The 20708-nt window shown below is 64.8% G+C and carries 18 protein-coding genes; 5 read left to right on the top strand and 13 right to left on the bottom strand.

All coding sequences use genetic code 11. From position 1 onward, the window contains the following. Positions 1–81: 81 nt before the first annotated feature. Positions 82–1158: a quinone-dependent dihydroorotate dehydrogenase gene (locus ACX80O_RS13965; RefSeq protein ID WP_459308982.1), complete on the bottom strand. Its 1077-nt coding sequence runs from the start codon at positions 1156–1158 to the stop codon at positions 82–84. Between the two features lie 101 nt (positions 1159–1259). Between ACX80O_RS13965 and ACX80O_RS13970 the strand changes: the two genes are divergently transcribed. Then, on the top strand, positions 1260–2441 hold the full coding sequence (locus tag ACX80O_RS13970) for an alpha/beta hydrolase (RefSeq protein WP_459333794.1): 1182 nt from the start codon (positions 1260–1262) through the stop codon (positions 2439–2441). Between the two features lie 115 nt (positions 2442–2556). On the opposite strand, the gene ACX80O_RS13975 is transcribed toward ACX80O_RS13970, so the two are convergent. The 3 genes from ACX80O_RS13975 to leuA all read right to left on the bottom strand — a co-directional run bounded on the left by ACX80O_RS13975 (position 2557) and on the right by leuA (position 5981). Then, entirely contained in the window at positions 2557–3360 is an 804-nt protein-coding gene (locus ACX80O_RS13975; RefSeq protein WP_459333795.1) for an isoprenyl transferase, read from the bottom strand. After that, positions 3357–4106 carry a DNA repair protein RecO gene (gene recO / locus ACX80O_RS13980; protein WP_459308988.1) on the bottom strand — a complete coding sequence of 250 codons (750 nt, stop codon included), beginning with the start codon at positions 4104–4106 and terminating at the stop codon, positions 3357–3359. The genes ACX80O_RS13975 and recO overlap by 4 nt, the downstream gene beginning before the upstream one ends. Positions 4107–4232: 126 nt before the next feature. Further along, complete coding sequence (leuA, locus tag ACX80O_RS13985) at positions 4233–5981, bottom strand: 2-isopropylmalate synthase (RefSeq protein WP_459308990.1); 1749 nt, start codon at positions 5979–5981, stop codon at positions 4233–4235. Between the two features lie 219 nt (positions 5982–6200). Between leuA and ACX80O_RS13990 the strand changes: the two genes are divergently transcribed. Continuing rightward, positions 6201–8150, top strand: a complete 1950-nt coding sequence (locus ACX80O_RS13990) for a M13 family metallopeptidase (RefSeq protein ID WP_459333796.1) — start codon at positions 6201–6203, stop codon at positions 8148–8150. A gap of 3 nt (positions 8151–8153) precedes the next feature. On the opposite strand, the gene ACX80O_RS13995 is transcribed toward ACX80O_RS13990, so the two are convergent. The 5 genes from ACX80O_RS13995 to ACX80O_RS14015 all read right to left on the bottom strand — a co-directional run bounded on the left by ACX80O_RS13995 (position 8154) and on the right by ACX80O_RS14015 (position 13577). Then, the gene (locus tag ACX80O_RS13995) at positions 8154–9692 is read right to left on the bottom strand and encodes an LCP family protein (protein WP_459333797.1); all 1539 of its coding nucleotides are present in this window, start codon (positions 9690–9692) and stop codon (positions 8154–8156) included. Positions 9693–9803: 111 nt separating this feature from the next. Next, positions 9804–10733, bottom strand: a complete 930-nt coding sequence (era, locus tag ACX80O_RS14000; protein ID WP_459333798.1) for a GTPase Era — start codon at positions 10731–10733, stop codon at positions 9804–9806. After that, entirely contained in the window at positions 10730–12022 is a 1293-nt protein-coding gene (locus ACX80O_RS14005) for a hemolysin family protein (protein ID WP_459309035.1), read from the bottom strand. The genes era and ACX80O_RS14005 overlap by 4 nt, the downstream gene beginning before the upstream one ends. 20 nt (positions 12023–12042) lie before the next feature. Further along, positions 12043–12516, bottom strand: coding sequence for an rRNA maturation RNase YbeY (gene ybeY, locus ACX80O_RS14010; RefSeq protein ID WP_459333799.1), 474 nt, complete (start codon positions 12514–12516; stop codon positions 12043–12045). Then, positions 12513–13577, bottom strand: a complete 1065-nt coding sequence (locus ACX80O_RS14015; protein ID WP_459309000.1) for a PhoH family protein — start codon at positions 13575–13577, stop codon at positions 12513–12515. Before ACX80O_RS14015 ends, ybeY begins: the two co-directional genes overlap by 4 nt. Before the next feature lie 325 nt (positions 13578–13902). Between ACX80O_RS14015 and ACX80O_RS14020 the strand changes: the two genes are divergently transcribed. After that, positions 13903–14859 carry a GerMN domain-containing protein gene (locus tag ACX80O_RS14020; protein WP_459333800.1) on the top strand — a complete coding sequence of 319 codons (957 nt, stop codon included), beginning with the start codon at positions 13903–13905 and terminating at the stop codon, positions 14857–14859. Positions 14860–14908: 49 nt separating this feature from the next. On the opposite strand, the gene ACX80O_RS14025 is transcribed toward ACX80O_RS14020, so the two are convergent. The 3 genes from ACX80O_RS14025 to hrcA form a co-directional block, all read right to left on the bottom strand. Continuing rightward, a complete protein-coding gene (locus ACX80O_RS14025) occupies positions 14909–15661 on the bottom strand; it encodes a 16S rRNA (uracil(1498)-N(3))-methyltransferase (RefSeq protein ID WP_459309004.1) in 753 nt (250 codons plus the stop codon). Between the two features lie 2 nt (positions 15662–15663). After that, positions 15664–16791: a molecular chaperone DnaJ gene (gene dnaJ / locus ACX80O_RS14030; RefSeq protein WP_459309006.1), complete on the bottom strand. Its 1128-nt coding sequence runs from the start codon at positions 16789–16791 to the stop codon at positions 15664–15666. A gap of 105 nt (positions 16792–16896) precedes the next feature. Further along, positions 16897–17910, bottom strand: a complete 1014-nt coding sequence (gene hrcA, locus ACX80O_RS14035) for a heat-inducible transcriptional repressor HrcA (protein WP_459333801.1) — start codon at positions 17908–17910, stop codon at positions 16897–16899. A 149-nt stretch (positions 17911–18059) separates the two neighbouring features. Between hrcA and ACX80O_RS14040 the strand changes: the two genes are divergently transcribed. Then, a complete protein-coding gene (locus ACX80O_RS14040; RefSeq protein WP_459309010.1) occupies positions 18060–18926 on the top strand; it encodes a DUF3097 family protein in 867 nt (288 codons plus the stop codon). A gap of 87 nt (positions 18927–19013) precedes the next feature. After that, positions 19014–19445, top strand: a complete 432-nt coding sequence (locus ACX80O_RS14045) for a DUF4870 domain-containing protein (protein WP_459333802.1) — start codon at positions 19014–19016, stop codon at positions 19443–19445. A 33-nt stretch (positions 19446–19478) separates the two neighbouring features. Here ACX80O_RS14045 and hemW read toward each other — a convergent pair whose 3' ends face one another. Next, positions 19479–20708, bottom strand: a complete 1230-nt coding sequence (hemW, locus tag ACX80O_RS14050) for a radical SAM family heme chaperone HemW (RefSeq protein ID WP_459333803.1) — start codon at positions 20706–20708, stop codon at positions 19479–19481.

Below are 20708 nucleotides of genomic sequence, written 5' to 3' on the forward strand. Positions count from 1 at the left end.
AAAACGCCCCGGCTTCGACAGCCAGGGGCGTTTTCGTTTGTTTCCCGGGATGTTGCCGTTCAGGGTTTCTGCCGTTCAGGGTTATTGCCGGGCGGCGAGCAGTGCCTCAAGGCGGCGGTTGATCTTGCGGGCCCAGAACGGTCCTTCATAGAGGAACGCCGTGTACCCCTGGACCAGGGTGGCGCCGGCATCAAGGCGTTCGAGTACGTCCTCGGCGGTTTCGACGCCACCAACCGACACGATGGCCAGCTGGTCCCCGGCGGTCGCCCGCAGGCGTCGGAGCACTTCGAGCGAACGCTGCTTCAGGGGGGCTCCACTGAGACCGCCGACGCCGCACTTCATCACCGTTGCGTTGTCGGTGACCAGACCGGACCGGGTGATTGTGGTATTCGTGGCGATCACCCCGTCCAGCCGGAGGTCGACAGCGAGGGCAGCGACGTCGTCAATGTCCTGGTCCTCAAGGTCGGGCGCAATTTTGACCAGCAGCGGCACCGGCCGGCCGGCGCATTCGTCAGCGGTCCGGCGGACTGCGGTGAGCAGCGGCCGCAGCGATTCGACGTCCTGGAGGAGCCGAAGACCTGGTGTGTTGGGCGAGCTGACATTGACCACCAGGTAATCGGCGGCGGGGGCGAGCTCGCGGGTGCTGACCAGATAGTCCTCGACCGCGTCCCGCAGGTTGACTGACTTTGTCTTGCCGATATTGACGCCGATGATGGGCCGGTTGGCAACGTACCGCCGTTCCAGCGTGGTACGGGCCGCCCGGAGGCGCGGCGCGACCGCAGCGGCCCCGTCGTTGTTGAAGCCCATCCGGTTGATCACCGCACGATCCGCGATGAGCCGGAACAGGCGGGGCGTCGGGTTGCCGGGCTGCGCCTGACCGGTGATGGTGCCTACCTCAACGTGGCCGAACCCCAGGCTGGTCAGGGCGGCAATCCCGTGCCCTTCCTTATCAAAACCGGCGGCGAGACCAAACGGCGATGGAAACGTCATCCCCAGGGCGCTGGTCTGCAACCCCGGATGCGGTTTGGTGAGCTGGCGCAGAACCAGTCCTGCCGGCGTGCGCCCGGCTACCCGAATCAGGCGAAACCCGATCCGATGAGCCCTTTCGGCATCCATGCGGGCAAAAAGCAGTCGGAAAATCGCCGGGTAGATTCGCATGGTCTAAAACTCCCATGCGGGGCCAGTCAACAACAACTCGTTGTCGAAGGGGCAAGCCGTGGTGCGGGCCCGTCAACCGCAATTGCGGTTACAGTTTTCGGATGGGGTTGATCTGGAAACCGGACTATCTCGGCGACGGGTTCACGTGCGCCGAACTGAACCTCGGGTCCGACGATGAGGGCCCGTGCGTCGCCACCCTGGTGTCCTACGCCCGTCCAGTCGTCCCGGCGCCGGCCAGTCCCCCGCCCACCGCAACGAACTTCACCCTGCGCCGCAGCATTACCGCCAACCTGAGCGCCTGGTGGTCGGCGCTCCGGAACCACCCGGCGCCAGTCCCCGCCGAATCTGACGGTGAGGCCGGATCTGTGCCCGACGCGGACTCCCGGACCGTCGCCGCCGTCCTGTATCTGCATGGCTGGAGCGACTATTTCATGCACCGTGGGCTGGCCGAGTTCTACGCCGAGCGCGGCGTCGCGTTCTACGCGCTGGACTTGAAAAAATACGGGCGGAGCCTCCGCACCTGGCAGACCCCCGGGTATGTCACGAACCTCACCGAGTACGACGACGACATTGACCACGCGTTGACGGCAATCTCCGCTCACTTGGCCGAGCAGCGGGGAACCCCCGTCCGGGCGGACATCCATCTGATGGCGCACTCCACGGGTGCGCTGGTCGCTTCCCTCTGGGCGAACCGGAATCCTGGCCGGATCGCCAGCCTGATCCTGAACAGTCCGTGGCTGGATGTGCAGGGTAGCGCCATCCTGCGCGGCGCCACCCAGGGTTTGCTGGACCCCATCATCCGCTTCAGGCCGAAGGCTCGGCTGAAGTTGCCCGAATTCGGTTTCTACTGGCGGAGCATCAGCAACGCCGCCGACGGGGAATGGGAACTCCACCCGCAATGGCGCCCCGAGTTCGGGTTCCCGATCAGGGCCGGGTGGGTTGCGGCGGTCCTGGCCGGGCACGCGCAGGTGCGCAGAGGGCTGACCATTGATGTACCCGTGTTGGTCCTGGCTTCCGCCCGATCGTCGGTCAGCCCTGTCTGGAATGACGCGATGCTCACCACGGACAGCGTCCTCGATGTCACCCTGATGACCCAACGGGCTCTGCAACTCGGGTCAACAGTTACCGTCTGCCGGTTCGAGGACGCCCTGCATGACGTCCTGCTGTCCCGGGAGCCGGTGCGTCGCAGGGTGTACCAGTCGCTCGATGCCTGGCTGCGCTGTCAGGAAACAACCCGGCTGGGGCGGCAGGCCTGGGCACCGCCTGTAAACCAACGGGCCTGAACACCGCTGGCTGGACTCGCCCAGTTTGAACCAGCCCAGCTGGACCAGCCCAGTTTGAACCAGCCCAGTTTGAACCAGCCCAGTTTGACCAGCCCAGACTGCACTAGCGACTGAGCTAGCCCGGTGCCGACGCCGAGTGGTCGACCGCTCCGCCGTATCTGCGATCCCGCGCGGCGTATTCCCCGATGGCCCGCCACAGCACCCGCCGGTCGACGTCGGGCCAGAGGACATCCATGAACACCATTTCGGCGTAAGCGGACTGCCACAACATAAAGTTGGACAGACGCTGCTCACCCGACGTCCTGAGGAACAGGTCAACGTCGGGTAGATCGGGCTCATCGAGATACTTCTGCACTGTTTTCTCGGACACCGCCGAGGCCCGCAGATTCCCCGCCTCCACCTGCTCGGCGATGGCTCGCGCGGCGTCGGCAATCTCGGCCCGGCCCCCGTAGTTGACGCACATGGTGAGGGTGCACGTCCTGTTGCCCAGGGTCTGCCGCTCGGCGACCTCAAGTTCCTTGATCACCGATCCCCACAATCGTGGCCGCCGCCCCGACCAGCGGATCCTGACCCCCCAGGCGTCGAGCTGATCCCGTTGCCGGCGCAGGACGTCCCTGCTGAAACCCATCAGGAAACGCACCTCGTCGGGGGACCGTTTCCAGTTTTCGGTGGAGAAGGCGTAAACGGAGACGTGGGTGACCCCGATCTCGATGGCACCGGCCATCACATCCAGCAGCGCTGCTTCGCCGGCCCGGTGACCCTCGGTCCGGGGCAGGCCGCGCTGGTTGGCCCACCGGCCGTTACCGTCCATTACGATCGCCACATGCTTGGGCACGAACTGCGCGGGAATGGTGGGCGCCGTCTCACCGCTGGGGTGCGGCCACGGCTCCGAAGGGGTACCCGGTCGGTTCTGGATCACTGACGCTCCACTAGTTTGAGGGACTTGACGACACGTTCAAGATGCCACTGCAGGTAACTTGCCACCAGTCCTGCCGCTTCCCGGCGGGACTGCGGACCTGAAGCATCAGCCGTTTCCCAGTCCCCCGACAGCAGGGCGGCCAGCAGCGCCATGGACTCGGCCGACGGCGACGCCGCACCGGGGGGCCGGCAATCCGAGCAGACGCCCCCGCCCAGTGGTGCCGAAAACGCGGTGTGCGGTCCGGGGGTGCCGCAGCGGGCGCAGTCGGTGAAGCTCGGCGCCCACCCGGCGGTGGCCAGGGCCCGCAGCAGGTAGGAGTCGAGGATCAGCTCCGGGGCGTGCAGCCCCCTACTGAGGGCTGAGAGCGCACCAACGATCAGGTTGTACTGTGCGGTGGAGGACTCGCCGTCGGCGTCTGTCAGCCGTTCGGCGGTTTCGGCGATCGCCGCGGCGGCCGTGTAGCGGCCGTAGTCGGCGGCAATCCCGTGACCGTACGCGCCCTTCGTCTGGGCCTGGGTAACCACGTCGAGGCTCCGACCGGCGACCAACTGCAGGTCGACGGTCATGTACGGTTCCAGTCGCGAACCAAACTTGCTGCTGGTGCGCCGCACCCCCTTGGCAACGGCTCTCACCTGCCCGTGGTCCCGGGTCAGGAAAACGATGATCCGGTCGGCTTCGCCCAGCTTGTGGGTGCGCAGCACCACGCCTTCAGCGCGGTAGGTGCGGGAAGCGAAAGACGAAGACACTCCCCTATTTTCGCACCCCTTACCCTTTGCCGATGCATCCGGCGGTGGCGCGCCGCCCCGCCGCCGGACGCACCGGCGCCGCATGAACCAGTGCGGCATGAACCAGTGCCGGGGGCGTCCCGGTTGCTAGCTGGACTGCTGCTGGTCCCTGATGGCCCGGTTCACTGCTGAGATGACCGCTTTCAACGCGGCCATCGTGGTGTTTGAATCGATACCTACCCCCCACAGGACGCGCTCGCCGATGGTGCATTCGACGTAGGCTGCCGCCCGGGCGTTACCGCCGGCTGACAGGGCGTGCTCGGTGTAGTCGAGCACCCTGACGTCGACGCCGTCTTCGCCCAGAATGCCCAGGAGGGCCGCGATGGGGCCATTGGCCTGGGAGGAGCGGCGCTGCTGGACCCCGTCGACCAGCAAAGAGGCTGTCAGTTTGAAGGAATCATCTTCGGCTGTCGCGGTGTTGACGCTCATCAGCGCGTAATGACCCCAGGTGCCCGCGCCTCCGGACCGGCTGGGCAGGTATTCGTCCTGGAACACCTTCCACAGTTCGGCACCGCTGATCTCTCCGCCGACGGTGTCCGTCCGCCGCTGGATGACCCCCGAAAATTCGATCTGCGCCCGCCGGGGCAGGTCAAGGCTGTGCTCGTTCTTGAGCAGGTATGCCACCCCGCCCTTACCGGACTGCGAGTTCACCCGGATCACTGCCTCATAGCTGCGCCCAATATCCTTCGGATCGATCGGCAGGTACGGGACAGCCCACGGGATGTCCTCGACCGTCTTGCCCGCTTCGGCGGCGTCGCTCTCCATCCGCTCGAAGCCCTTTTTGATGGCGTCCTGGTGAGAGCCGGAGAATGCGGTGAACACAAGGTCCCCGCCGTAGGGCGAGCGTTCCGGGACGGGCAGCTGGTTGCAGTACTCAGCGGTCCGTCGGATGTGGTCTATGTCGGAGAAGTCGATCTGCGGGTCGATGCCCTGCCCGTAGAGGTTCATACCCAGGGTGACCAGGTCAACGTTGCCGGTGCGCTCACCGTTGCCGAAGAGGCACCCTTCGATCCGATCGGCGCCGGCCAGGTACCCAAGCTCCGCCGCCGCCACTCCCGTACCGCGGTCGTTGTGAGGGTGGAGCGACAAGATGATGTTGTCCCGGTTCTCCAGGTTGCGGCACATCCATTCGATGGAGTCGGCGTAGACGTTGGGGGTGGCCATCTCGACTGTTGCCGGCAGGTTCAGGATCATCTGGCGGTCGGGACCGGCCTCGAGCACGGCGGCAACGTCGTTGCTGATCCGGGCAGCGAACTCCAACTCTGTGCCGGTGAACGACTCCGGTGAGTACTCGTAGGTGATGTGGGTGTTTCGAAGGGTCTCCTCGAACTTGCGGCAGAGCCGCGCGCCGGTCAGCGCAATGTCGACGATGCCGTCCATGTCCTGGTTGAAGACCACCCGTCGTTGCAGCACGGACGTCGAGTTGTAGAGGTGAACGATGGCCCGGTCAGCGCCGTCAATGGACTGGTAGGTACGCTCGATCAGGTGTTCCCTGGCCTGGGTGAGGACCTGGATCGTGACGTCGTCGGGAATCCGGTCCGTCTCGATCAGTTGGCGGACAAAGTCAAAGTCGGTCTGCGACGCGGACGGGAACCCCACCTCGATTTCCTTGTAGCCCATCTGTACCAGCAGATCGAACATTTTGTGCTTACGTTCAGGGCTCATGGGGTCGATCAGCGCCTGGTTGCCGTCCCGCAGGTCGACGGCGCACCAGCGCGGCGCCTTGGTGATGACCTTGTCCGGCCAGGTCCGGTCCGGCAGGTGGACGGTGATCTGGTCCTGGAACGGGGTGTACTTGTGAAACGGCATTCCGGAGGGTTTTTGTGCGTTGCGCATGGGGGGTTGGCCTGTTCTGTGGAAGTTCTTGGGGCAGATGCTTCACGACTGGGCCGGGGCGTTACTGACTCCGCAGCGGGGGGTCGGCCTTGACTAGGAAGTCGTTCTGGCCCCGCCACGGCAGCTAAGTAGAAGCAGTTCTGCGCGCACAAGCCAACCCTAGCACGGAGCATAGGATGGGCTTCGGAACGATTTCACTCTCAGCGGTTAGGACCACCCATGGCATCGGCAGCCACGACCAGCGCGACCACGACTACCGCGCCCCGCGTGCAGGACGACCTGTTCCGCCACATCAACGGCAACTGGCTTGACGCCACCGACATCCCGTCGGATCGGCCGCTCGAGGGCGCGTTCACCCAGTTGCGTGACGCAGCCGAACTGGCCGTCCGCGAGATCATCGAGGACGCCGCCGCCACGCCGGACGCCGCCGGAGACACCTTCAGGATCAAGGCGCTGTTCAGTTCGTTCATGGATGAGGAACGGATCGAGCGGCTGGTCGCCGACCCGGTGGTACCGATCCTCCGCCGGATCGCCGCTGTGGGGTCGCCTGCCGAGCTGGTCGCGTTGGACGCCGACCTGTCCCGCACTGGAAGTGCCGGCCTGGCGTTGCCCTATGTCAGCAACGACGCAGGCAATCCGGAGCGTTACGTGGTGCACCTTTACCAGTCGGGGCTGGGCATGCCCGATGAGTCGTATTACCGTGAGGACAAGTTCAGCCAGACCCGGGACGAGTACCGGCAGCTCCTCGCAGCCTTGCTGACGGCGGCGGGAGAGCCCGACGCCGAGCAACGGGCACAGGCAGTCGTTGGCCTTGAGACACAGCTTGCCGCCTCCCACATGGATACGGTGACCCGGCGGGACCCGCAGGCCACCTACAATCTGCTGACCCTTGATGCGCTGACCGAGCTCGCGCCGTTCAGCCGGGCCTGGCTGGACCGGCTGACCGGAAACAACACCGGAATGGGGGAGCTGGTGGTCAGCCAGCCGGAGTATCTGGCAGCCGTGGACCGCCTGCTGGTCACCGAAGACCTGAGCGTGTGGAAGAGCTGGCTGGCCACCCGGGTGCTGCTGCACGCCGCGGGCTATCTCAGCAAGCCGTTCGTCGACGCGGCCTTTAAGTTTTACGGCACCCAGCTGAGCGGGACGCCCAGGATCAAGGACCGCTGGAAGCGGTCGGTGGCGCTGGTGGAAGGGGCAGTCGGCGAAGCCGTTGGGCGCGAATACGTGGCCCGGCATTTCCCGCCCACCCACAAGGCGGTCATGCTCGGCCTCGTCGAGAATCTCCTGGCCGCCTACCGGAGCAGCATCAGCTCCCTCGACTGGATGACCGACGAAACCAAATCGCGGGCCCTCACGAAACTGGACCAGTTCCACACCAAAATCGGGTTTCCCGATTCGTGGATTGACTATTCGGCACTGGACATTGTCGACGGCGACACCTACGGGAATGTGCAGCGGGCCACCGCGTTTGAACTCGATCGTCAGCTCGCGAAACTCGGTGGACCGGTTGACCGAGGGAACTGGTTGATGACCCCGCAGACGGTCAATGCGTATTACCTGCCCACCATGAACGAGATTGCTTTCCCCGCCGCCATCCTGCAGCCACCGTTCTTCGACGTTGACGCTGATCCGGCCGTGAACTATGGGGCGATCGGTGCGGTGATCGGCCATGAAATCGGTCATGGTTTCGATGACCAGGGCTCCCAGTTTGATGGCAGCGGCCGGCTCGCCAACTGGTGGACCGACGAGGACCGTGCCGCGTTCGATGCGCTGACCCAACAGTTGGTGGACCAGTACGACCACCTGTCCCCTGCAGAAGCGCGGGAACATTCAGTGAACGGCCGGCTGACCCTGGGAGAGAACATCGGGGACCTGGGCGGTCTGACGATCAGTTACCGGGCCTATCTCCTCAGCCTCGACGGCCACGAGCCACCGGAGGTTGATGGCCTGACTGGCGCACAACGCTTCTTCTTTTCCTGGGCGCGATGCTGGCGGCAGAAAATCCGCGGTGAGGAGGCTCTCCGCCGCCTCACCGTCGACCCGCACTCCCCCAACGAGTTCCGCTGCAACCAGGTGGTGCGGAACCTCGACCAGTTCCACAATGCGTTCTCCGTCACCGACAGCGACGACCTGTGGTTGGACCCCGCCCTGCGGGTCAGGATCTGGTAGCCGCTAAGACCCGAAGGATGCCTGGCAGGTCACCTGATCTGCTGTCTGGCCGGACAGCTCCGGGGGCAACCCCTCTGTCGAGACGGTGTCGCCCGAGGTGAAATCCTCACCGACGCTCAACGCCAGGCCCACGGTGGCCGGGCTGGAGAGCACCTGTACCTCGGCCAGGCCGAACAGCTCGGCTACTGCTGCGCCGATCGCCTCATAGCCCGGGCCCACGAACAGCTGCGTCGCCGGGGTGGCCACATCCTCGGTGACGACCGCCTGCGTGTACCCCTCGCCCAGGAGGAGATCCAGGATCTCCTCCCCGCGATCCGGTTCCCCCGACGAATCGATGATGGTGAACGGGACGCCCGCCGGATCGAAGTCCAGAGCGGCGTCGGACGGTTCCATGCCTGGACTCTCCGCCGCATCTGTCGAGCCGGGCGAACTACTGGATCCGGAAGGCTCGGGGGTCGGTTCGGCGACGATACTGCGGTCCTCGACGAGGGTTGCGAAGAGCTCTTCTGCGCGTTCCTCGTCCGGGATCAGCCGGTTGAGGTCGGGTTCATACGGCAGCACGGGCACTGTCACGAAAGCAACCTTGGCGAGGTCGACGTCCTTGAGTCGATCTGCCAGACGAAGCAGGTCGGGGATCTGGCTCAGACCGTCGTCGACAGTAAGGTTCTTGGTGACTGTCTCAGCGATGGCGTACATGCGGGGAAGGTTGGTGAGCGTGCCCTCCACCTGGATCTTGCGGGCCAGCGACGCCATGAAGGACTGTTGGGCACGGATCCTGCCTTCGTCCCCGCCGTCGCCGAACGCATGTCGGGTCCTGAGGAAGGCCAAGGCCTGTTCGCCTTCCACCTCTGAGGTTCCGGCGGGGAGGCTGAGACCCGAGTAGGTGTCCTCGATTGCCTCATTGACGCAGACGTCAACGCCGCCGAGCGTTGACGAGAGTTCCTTGACCGCGTTGAAGTCAGCCATCATGAAGTGGTCAATCTTCAGCCCGGTCAGTTCGTTGATCGCGGCGACCGTACAACCCGGCCCGCCGTTGCCCAGCGCGCCGTTGAGCATGGCGAGGTCCTGTGATGGGCTGAGCGTTCCAGTCTCCGGATCGAGGCATGCCGGTAAGGGCACCAGAAGGTCGCGGGGGAAACTGACCATTGTCACGTCCTCGCGGTCAGCGGACAGGTGCATGAGCATCATCACGTCGGAGTTGCCGGTCTCGGTGGTGAACTCAGCGCCGCCATACGCCGCGTTGTCTGCGCCGGTCCGGGTATCGGTACCGAGGATGAGCACCTGGACGGGGTCACTGTCAATGTTGGCTGCGGCGTCGTCGCCCTGATCGGTTGAGAGGTTCAGTGGCTGTGTTGCGACGTTGCCCTGGAGCCGGAGCAGCTGCACTGACGCGAATCCGACGCCCGCCACCAGGACGGCGGCCAGGGCAACAGCAATGATCTTCAGTATCCGCTGCGGCGCCTGACGGCCCAGATGCCTTCCGCCCGGAGACACCATTGAACCTTCGGCGTTGTGGCTGGCATCGGCGCGTCGACTACTCATGCGTTGCAGCCCTTTCGAAGGATTCGTCGGTGGTAGCTGGCCTGAGTTCCAGCGGAGCGGACTGACCCCAGCCACTAGAGACAACGTCTGCTGCGACCGGGTAGTGCCCGATTAGAACCCGAGGCGCACCAGCTGCTTCGGATCCCGCTGCCAGTCCTTGGCAATTTTCACGTGCAGGTCGAGGTAGATCCGGGTGCCCAGCAGGGCTTCGATGCTCTTGCGGGCGTTAGTGCCAACCTCCCGGAGCCGGGACCCACCCTTGCCGATGATGATGGCCTTCTGGGAGGAGCGCTCGACGAACAGGTTGACCCTGACGTCGAGAAGCTGGTTGTCAGCGCTCCGGCCCTCGCGGGGGACGATTTCGTCGACCACCACCGCGAGGGAATGCGGCATCTCGTCGCGCACCCCCTCAAGGGCCGCCTCCCGCACCAGTTCCGCCACCATTACGGCTTCGGGTTCGTCGGTGAGAGCCCCACCCGGGTACAGGGGCGGGGATTCGGGCATGTGGGAGACGAAAACGTCGCCGACCGTTTCCACCTGGAAACCGTCAGCAGCCGAAACGGGGACGACGTCGGCCCACCCGTCAGCGCCCAGCACTTCCTCGCCGAGGGCAACGACTGCCATCAGCTGGCGGGTCAAGGCGGCGCGGTCGACGAGGTCGGTTTTGGTCACGACAGCGATCAGGGGTTTCCGCTGCAACCTGGAGAGCTGCTGCGAAATGAACTTGTCGCCCGGGCCGATCGGCTCGTTGGCGGGAATGCAGAAGCCGATGGCGTCGACCTCGGCGAGGGTGTCGGCGACCAGGTCGTTGAGGCGCTGGCCCAGGAGGGTACGCGGCCGGTGCAACCCCGGCGTGTCAACGAGGATCAGCTGGGCGTCCTCCCGGTGCACAATGCCACGAATGGTATGGCGGGTGGTCTGGGGTTTGGAGGAGGTGATAGCCACCTTCTGCCCCACCAACGCGTTGGTGAGCGTCGACTTCCCGGCATTGGGACGTCCGACCAGGGAAACAAAGCCAGCCCGGTGATGGTGTTCGCTCATGATGTTCCGCCGTGTCCTTGAAGTTGTGCGGGATTCCGGTCCCGGCCGTCGTCGTCGAACGCTCGTTCCCGTTTCCACACAATAAGGTGCGAAACCCGGTTGCGGCGACCCTCGACACGTTCGGCACGCAGGCCGATACTGCCGACTGTTACCTCACTGCCCACGATGGGTACCCGACCCAGGGTCTTGGCGAGCAGCCCACCGACCGTGTCCACCTCGTCGTCCTCCAGGTCGACGTGGAACACTTCGCCTAGGTCGTCGATGCCCATTCTCGAACTGATCCGGTATTCGCCGTTGGCCAGCTGTTCCAGTTCGGGTACCTCAGAATCGTATTCGTCGACGATCTCGCCAACAATCTCCTCGATCAAGTCTTCCAAGGTAACGAGCCCGGCTGTTCCACCGTATTCGTCGATGACGATCGCCACATGGGTCGATTCCCGCTGCAGCTCCTGCAGGAAATCGCTAACTGGTTTCGATTCGGGGACATAACGCACGGCCCGGCAGACGCCGTCGACCAGGTCCTCGTCATGACCGTCGGGGCCGTGCAGTTGAGCCACCACATCCTTGAGGTAGAGGATGCCGACAATTTCGTCGGCGCTCTCGCCAATCACCGGAATTCGTGAGTATCCCGAACGGAGGAACAAAGACATCGCCTGTTTCAGGGTGCAACCCGAGTCGATGCAGACCATGTCGGTGCGCGGCACCATCACCGCGCGGACCTTGGTGTCGCCGAGTTCGAAGACCGAGTGGATCAGTTCGGCTTCGCTGTCCTCGATCATTTCGGCGTCGTTGGCGCGGGAGAGTAGTTCGCGAAACTCTTCCTCGGTGAAGAAGGCAGCCTCGGCGCGGGCTGCACCCGGTGTGATAGCGCTTCCCAGGGAGACCAGCCAGCGCGGGACCGGCCCGAGGATCCTGCAGAGGAACCTCACCAGTCCGGCAGTCGCAGGAACCACCCTGCTCGCGTGGGTCCGACCGAGCTGGCGGGGTGATACGCCCACCAGCACGAACCCGACGGCGGCCATGGTGGCGGTTGCCAGCAGTCCAGCAATCCAGACGTTGTCCAGGACATCGTGGAACAGGATCGCCACCGCCACGGCGGCTGCCATCTCAAACCAGACGCGCCAGAACCGGAGCGCGTGCATGTGGGAAATCGGAGACGCAAGGATTCCCTCCAGAGCCTTGCCCGATGAGCCCTGAACCAGCTCTTCGCCCTCCTGGCGGGGCAGGTAGCTGAAGGCGGCCTCGGCCGCAGTCACCAGGGCAGCTACCAGAACAAACACCAACGCCATGATGGCGAGAACCCAAATGATCAACTGACAGTCTCCTCGGGCGCTTTTCCGCCCAGGAACTCGGCCAGCAGGCGGCGCTGCAGTGCGAACATCACCGCTTCATCGTCCGGCTCGGCGTGGTCATATCCGAGAAGATGCAGGACACCGTGCGTTGTTAGGAGTAACAGTTCCTCCTGGGTCGAATGCCCGGCCTTCACGGCCTGAGCCTGCGCCACTTCGGGACACAGCACAACGTCGCCCAGCACCCCAGCGGGGGTGAGCCGGCCCGCAGTCCCCGGTCGGAGCTCATCCATCGGGAAGGATAGGACATCGGTCGGCCCCGGTTCGTCCATCCACTCAAGGTGGAGCTTCTCCATCGTGGTGGTGTCTACCAAAATGATGGCAAGCTCGGCCTCGGGGTGCACAAACAGCCCATCAAGGAGGAAGCGGCCAAGCCGGATCAGATTCTCTTCATCGGCCGGGATCCCCGACTCGTTGTTGACTTCGATGCTCATGCTTTGACCCCGGCCGGTTTGACCCCGGCGTGCCCGCGTGGGCCGCGGTGATCCCGGGCGGACGAAGCCCGCTGGTTTTCGTCCCAGACGCTGTAGGCGGTCACGATGTCGCCAACCAACCGGTGCCTGACGACGTCGGACGCGTCGAGGGTGCGGAAACTGACGTCCGGTACCCCACCGAGAATTTCGCTGACAACCCGCAGGCCCGAGTTGGTCCCCCCGGGCAGGTCAACCTGGGTCACATCGCCGGTAACCACCATCTTGGAGCCGAAGCCCAGCCGGGTCAGGAACATCTTCATCTGCTCCGGGGTGGTGTTCTGCGCTTCGTCGAGGATGATGAAGGCGTCGTTAAGGGTGCGGCCACGCATGTAGGCCAGGGGCGCCACCTCGATGGTGCCGGCGGCCATCAGCCGGGGGATGGTGTCGGGGTCCATCATGTCGTGCAGCGCGTCGTAGAGGGGCCGTAAATACGGGTCGATCTTGTCGCTGAGGGTGCCGGGCAGGAAACCGAGCCGCTCCCCCGCTTCGACCGCAGGACGGGTGAGGATGATCCGGTTGACTTCCTTGTGCTGCAGCGCCTGGACGGCCTTGGCCATTGCCAGGTAGGTCTTTCCGGTTCCGGCCGGGCCGATGCCGAACACGATGGTGTGCCGGTCGATCGCCTCAACGTAGTCACGCTGGTTCAGCGTCTTCGGCCTGATCGTCCGGCCGCGTGAGGAGAGGATGTTCATGGTCAGTACATCGGAGGGACTGCTGATCGACTGGTCCTTCAGCATCGCGACCAGCTGCTTGAGCACCTGGGGGTTGACGGTGGTGTTGTTGGCGGCAAGGGTGCGGATCTCGGAGATCAGACGTTCGGTCCGTGAAACGTCGACGGCGGGGCCAGTGATGGACAACTCGTTGCCGCGGACGTGGAGATTTACCCCGACGAAGGTGCTCTCGATCAGCCTCAGCGCTTCATCGTTGGTTCCCAGCGCTTGAACCATCTGTTCGGTCGAATCGAAGTGGACTACCTTCGTGTCCATGCCCACTGCGCTAATGCCAACTGAAGAATCGGTCATATAATCGGCCCTCGCGGCCTTCCATCTCTCCTTGAATCGGTTGGTGACGGCATACCGCCCCGCGGTCAATCTTACGTTATGCGCTCCCCTACCCGGGCGTTTCCACCCACGGCGAATCCGTAGGACCGGCACCGCGTCAGTGCCACTAGGAAGCAGTTGATCTCTTCCCTGCAACGGCTCGGTTCCAATACTGTCTCAGTCCGGCGACGAGTTGGCTTAACCCCCTTTTGGTCGGGGTGCCGTATGTCAAGCTTGAAGACGTTGCGTGGATGCACCACTCTGCGACGAACAATGACCTGCGGACCGGCGAAAGGACAGGACACCGATGGACTGGACCTTTCAACGCGGAGTGGTGCGGCGCCGTCGGGGCCGCGTTCTCGCTACGGTCGTGCTGATCTCGCTGATTACTGCGGGAGTGGGAGGTTGCGCGTCAATCGACAGTGACGATGCCACCACATCCCTCCCACAGCAGGCAAGTACTCTGACCGATCCCTCGTCGGTGGCCAATTCGGTTATCCCCCCCGCCACGGCCACTAGCGGCAATCTGCTCCCCGTTTATTGGTTGGGCGACAACGAAGGCGACCTCCTGTTGTACCGGGAGTTCATCGAGGGTGATCAGGGTGGCGACCCGATCGCTGCCGCGATCCAGGCGATGACCGCCAGCAGCCCCCTGGACCCGGACTACTTCGGGTCGTGGTCGCCGGCCAGCACGGTAAGTGCGTCGATCTCCCCCGACAACATCATCACCGTCGACATCTCGTCGGATGCCTTCGGTGCCGGGATTGATGAGGGCTCGGCCTATCAGGCCATCCAGCAACTCGTGTATACGGCAACTGCCGCAGCCGCCAACGCGGGGCTGGTGTCCGACGGCGACCCGGGCAGCGTCGTCGTCCTGGTCGATGGAGTGGCCGGCTTCAACGCCTTCGGGCAGATCGAACTTGGTGGGCGGATGCAGCGCGATGCCGCGTTGATAGCCCCGATCTGGATTATTGAGCCGCAGCATGGTGAGGTCCGCGACCAGTCGACGATCACCGTGGCTGGCAGTGCGGTTTCCGAGGTCGGTGTACTGCACTGGCGTATTTCCGCGGTGGACGGCGCCGTGCTGGAGCCCTACCGCAGCGGCACGGTCCGCCTGGACGATGGTCCCGGCTCTCCTGGGCCGTTCGAGTTCACCATCGCCCTGTTGCCCGGGGAGTACGAGATCAGCGTCTTCGATCGCCCGTCGGATGACCCGTCCGGGCCGGAACTCAACACCGACACCAAACGCATCACCGTACAATAGCGCCAGCTGTTATTGAACACAGGCCTCTCGGTTGCTGGTGGCGTGCCCGCTACCAGCGGCCGATCAGTTGGCTCAGTACAGCGAGGGCCGCCGGGCCCGCGGTGGACGAGCGGAGTACCTGGTTGCCCAGTCTGGCTGGGTGCGCACCCTGGGCCGTGAAGAGGTCCAGTTCCCGCGCACTGATGCCACCCTCGGGGCCCACCACCACGGCGATGGCGCTGGGGTGGCCCTCCGACTGTGGTGGCAGGAGCGAGCCGACCCCCAATGCTGCGTCCTCGTGGAGAATCAGGGCCAAGTCCACCCCCGCCAACCAGTGGGCAAGCGATCCGCTGTCGAGCAGCGGATGGACGTCGGGCAGCCACGCCCGCCGGGACTGCTTGGCAGCGCCCCACACGGTGGTTTCCCATTTCCGCTGCCCCTTGAGCGCCTTTTCTGCCCGCCACCGCACAATGCTGCGGTCTGCCTGCCACGGGACAACCGCGTCGACACCCAATTCGGTGGCTGCCTCCACCGCCAGTTCATCGCGGTCTCCCTTGGCCAGGGCCTGAATGAGGATCAGGCGGCAGGCGGGGGCCGGTTCGTCGGTCACCGCCCCGACGTCGAGGACAACGTCCTGCCCGGTGCTTTTCACTGTCCCGACGACCCTCCGCCCCCGGCCGTCGGCGACATCGATCGTCTCGCCGACCGCTACCCGCTTGACGGTGGCGGCGTGCCGCGCCTCGGCGCCGGTCAGGACGAAGTCCGATCCGGCGCGCGCAGCGGCGACAGCGGCGGGGTCACCGAAGTAGAGTGCGTTACTCACGCCTAGAGATTACCCAGCCGCTCCCGCAGCTTCGCGAAAACTCCGGAACCGTTGCTGGCCAGCTGGCCGTCAACGAATTCTTCCCCACGAAGTTCGGCGAGGCGGCGCAGCAGTTCCTCCTGCGCCTGGTCAATGTTCCGCGGCGTTTCAACGTTGAGGTGGACCTTGAGGTCGCCCCGACCGTAGCCACGCAAGTGGGTGACGCCGAGGCCGCGAAGGGTGACGATCTCACCCGACTGGGTGCCGGATTTGATCCCGAGTTCCTGGTCGCCGTCGAATGAGGCAAGGTTCAGGGTGGTCCCGAGGGCGGCGGCGGTCATCGGCACGCTAAGGGTGACATGAAGGTCGTCACCTTCGCGCAGGAAGGTGGGGTCCGGGTTGACCCGGATCTCCACGTACAGGTCGCCCTGGGGCCCGCCGGCGAGACCGGCTTCACCCTGGCCGCCGAGCTGGATCCGAGTGCCGGTGGAGACTCCCGCCGGCACCTTGATGGTGAGACTGCGGCGGCTGCGGACGCGGCCGTCGCCGTTGCATTCGTTGCAGGGGTTGGGGATGACAGTGCCGAAGCCCTGGCAGGTGCCGCAGGTGGCACTGGTCATGACCTGACCGAGAATTGACCGGACAGCCCGCTGCACCTGGCCTGAGCCACCACAAATGTCGCAGGTCCTGGGCGAGGTGCCCGCCTGGCAGCAGGACCCGTCGCAGGTAGGACAGACGGCTGCTGTGTCGACGTCGATCTTTTTGTTGATCCCGAAGACGGCGTCCACCAGGTCGATCCGGACGGCGATGAGCGCGTCCTGGCCGCGGCGTGTGCGCGACGGCGGGCCGCTTGGACCACCCCCACCGAAGAAGGTTTCGAAGATGTCCTGAAAAGCAAAGCCCGGGCCGGCGTGTCCGCCGCCGAAACCGTTGTCAGTCCCGTTCTCGTTGCCGGTCGTGTCATACACGCGGCGTTTCTGGGGGTCCGACAGCACCTCGTACGCACGGGTGACCAGCTTGAACTCTTCGGACGCGTCCGGGCCCGAGTTGACGTCCGGGTGCAGCTTACGCGCGAGTTTGCGGTACGCCTTCTTGATCTCCTCGCCGCTGGCATCGCGGTTCACACCGAGGACTTCATAGTGATTACTCACTCCTGCACTTCACTTCCTACGTTACTGACCAGATGGGGGCTTCGTGCCCCACCTGGTATGGCTTGGCTGTTGCTGGAACACATTCATCGCTGCCGTGGCTGCGGCTCAGTCGGTCAGAATTCTCGAAAGGTAGCGGGCCACTGCACGTACTGCCGCCATCGATGTGGGGTAGTCCATTCGGGTCGGTCCCAGGACTCCCACCTTGGCCAACGAATCGCGGCCGTATCCGGTGGCAATCACCGAGGCTTCGGCAAGCCCGCCGTGCGGGTTCTCCCGCCCGATCCGCACCGAGACCCCAAACGCGTCGTGCTTCATCTCGGACAGTAGGCGTAGCATGACCACCTGCTCCTCAAGGGCTTCCAGCACTGGCCCAATACTCAACGGAAAGTCTACTGTGGATCGGGCCAGGTTGGCTGTGCCAGCCATCACAATCCGGTCGTCGCGGTTAATGCCGGCGAGTTGTTCAAGCGTTCGCGCGAGCACGGTTCCCGCCCGGCGTTGCTGAAACGGCAACGCAGCGACGGCGAGTGCGAGTTCCTGCGGCAGGGATGTCAGTCTGGTGCCGGCCAGCGAGCCGAGGAAATGCTGCCGGAGTTCGGCGAGGCTGGTCTCTGGCAGCGCTTCGGGGAGGGGTACCACCCGCTGCTGGACCGTTCCGTTGGTGGCGATCAGCACCACCAACACCTGGTTCGGAGCCAGCAACACAAACTCAAGGTGGCGAACCGCCGCGCTCCCCAGGTGGGGGTACTGCACAACCGCCACCTGATTGGTCAGGTGCGAGAGGAGCCGGACGGTCCGGTCCATGACGTCGTCGAGGTCCTCAGCGCCCTCCAACAGAGCCTGGATGGCGCGCTTCTCGGGCGCCGACAGGGGCTTGACCTCGGAAATCTGGTCGACGAACAGCCGGTAACCCTTATCGGTGGGAATGCGCCCCGAACTGGTGTGCGGTGCGGTAATGAGACCTTCCTCTTCGAGGACCGCCATATCGTTGCGGATGGTGGCCGATGATACGCCCAACTGGTGCCGCTCCACCAGGGCCTTCGACCCCACCGGCTCCCGGGAATGCACATAGTCCTCGACGATGGCACGCAACACCTCAAGGCGGCGTGGTTCGCTCACATTTCACCTCCGCACACGGTTCCTGACACTTCCGGCAAATCTGGCACTCGACACGCCCAAGTGCCAAGTCTAGTACGTTCCATTGGATTGTTAGCATTGAAATCCCTGGCCGGACCGTCCAGCGGCGAGCCTGGAAGCGAGCGAAAATTTTGTCACCACACGAATGGGGCGCCCAGGATATCTCCGCCCCGCGGCGGGTTTCCCTCCCGAAGGTTCCAGCCAGCACGGGATTGGTACTCGAGGATGTACAGAGCGGCTACGTGGGCGCTGTTGTCCGGGTCGAGAAGTCCGGAGGCATGCGGGTGATGGTACTGGAGGACCGGCGCGGCAAACTCAAGACCTTCCCATTGGGATTCGGTTTCCACGTCGATGGTGGCCCTGTCGAAGTGGTGGCACCCATCGGCCCGCCGGCGACACCAGCGCGCCGGCTGACGCCGTCGGGCTCGCTGAGGGTCGACGGCGCGCGGGCGCGGACCGCCCGGGCCAGCCGGATCTGGGTGGAGGGCCAGCACGACGCCGAACTGGTCGAGAAGGTGTGGGGTGACGATCTACGACTCGAGGGGATCGTCGTCGAACCGCTCCACGGCGTCGACGACCTGGCCGGAATGATCCGTTCCTTCGGCCCGGGACCGAACCGACGGCTTGGTATTTTGGTCGACCACCTGGTGACCGGGTCGAAAGAGCAGCGCATCGCGCAGGAGGCGATGAAGGTTCCGGGTGCGGCGTCCAACGTTCTCGTCGTCGGGCACCCTTACGTTGACGTGTGGCAAGCAATCAAACCGGCCGCAGTCGGACTCACCGCGTGGCCTGTGGTCCCGCGCGGCCAGGATTGGAAGACCGGAATCCTCGCCGGTCTTGGCTGGCCATACGGGGACAAGGCTGCTGTGGCGCATGGCTGGAAACGTCTGCTAGGTTGCGTCACCAGTTACGCGGACCTCGAACCATCGCTCCTGGGCAGGGTTGAAGAGGTCATTGACTTCCTCACAATTCCCGGGAATCCCGGCTTGAGCCCCTGATCCGCGCTACGCGTTTTCCGGGCAAAGACGTATTCTAGAGGGGAAAGGTACCTGCCCAGGCGCCCCCATGCAATAGAGGATGTCTAGTTGTCGAACCCCGCTGACCAGCACAAACAGCACGGATCCGAGGGCGGCGAGGCCCAGCCCCCTTCCGCTTTTGAGGGTGTGCCGGCGAATGCCCTGCCATTGACCGCGTCCGAGGACCGGCAGTGGGCTACACTGTCCCATTTCGGCGGGATTCTGGGGTTCATTCCTTCACTAGTCATCCTGCTGATCTTCAGGAACCGCGGCCCCTTTACCGCCCAGGAATCGAGGGAAGCCTTCAATTTCACTTTCCCGCCCACGCTGGTGGCGTTTCTTGCGTGGCTGCTGTCACTGCTGCCGACGGTCGGTGGGCTGTTCGCCGTCGTCAATGCGCTGATCTGGGTGGCCATCGCCGTTTCTTCAGTGATTGCCGGGATCGAGGTCAACCGAGGCCGCCCGTACCGGTATGCCTTCAACCTGCACCTGTTCAGGTAGACGTTTCCCAAGGTCTCCGGGCACTCGGGCGACCTAGTCGGGTAGCAGCCTGCGGACAACCGCATCGGCCAGCAATCTGCCGCTGCTGGTCAGCGTGATGACGCCAGCGAAGGCGTCAGCCGGAACAATGAGTTCGTCGGCTATCAGGCCCGCCACAGCGAGTCGTCCCGCGGGACGAAGCCTATGGGTTGGAAGACCCTCGCTGAGCCTGGCGCGGAGCATGACCTCCTCTACATAGCGGGTGTCGTCGTCGAGGACTTCCCGGCCCGCGGCCGGCGAGACGCCCGAGGCGAGGCGCTGGGCGTAAGCCGTCGGGTGTTTCACGTTCCACCACCGCACACCCCCCAGGTGGGAGTGGGCGCCCGGTCCGGCACCCCACCAGTCGTCGCCGCGCCAATAGGCCAGGTTGTGCTGGCAGGCGTCGTCTGGTGTGCGGGCCCAGTTGCTGACCTCGTACCACCCCAGGCCGGCGGCCTCCATCGACCGTTCCGCCAGCGCGTACTTTTCGGCGTGATCGTCGTCGTCGATGTCGGGCATCTCACCGCGCCGGATCCGCGCCGCCAGCTTGGTCCCGTCCTCAACAATCAGCGCGTAGGCGGACACGTGGTCCGGCCCGTAGGACAGGGCCGCGTCAAGCGACTGCTGCCAATCGGTTGCGGTCTCCCCCGGGGTGCCGTAGATCAGGTCGAGGCTGACGCGCAGGCCAGCATCGCGTGCCCACTGCACCGCCAGCGGAACCCGTTCCGGCGCGTGGGTGCGGTCCAGGACCCGCAGCACGTGAGGCACCGCCGACTGCATGCCGAAGGAGACCCTGGTGAACCCAGCCCTGGCCAGCATCTTGAGGGACTCGGGCGTCACCGAGTCCGGGTTGGCTTCGGTGGTGACCTCAGCGCCGGGGACGAGCCCCCAGTGCCCGACGGCGGAGCGCAGCACAGCCGCGAGGTCCTCGGCTGGTAGGAGCGTGGGAGTTCCGCCGCCGAAGAACACCGTCGACAGCGGGCGCGGTGCTGCCCCCGCTGCGGTCAGGACTCCCGCGGCGAAGTCCAGTTCGGCACTGACGGTTGCGGCGTACCGGTCCTGGGACGCCCCGCCGCCGAGCTCGGTGGCCGTGTAGGTGTTGAAGTCGCAGTAGCCGCAACGCACTGCGCAGAAGGGGATATGGACGTAAAGCCCCAGTTTGCGGTGGGCGCTGCCAATCGCTGACTGCTCCGGGAGCAGGCCGTTCTCCGGCGCTGGCAGGCCGAGAGGCAGGGCACTCGGCAT

The sequence above is a fragment of the Arthrobacter glycogeni genome, assembly GCF_054511155.1.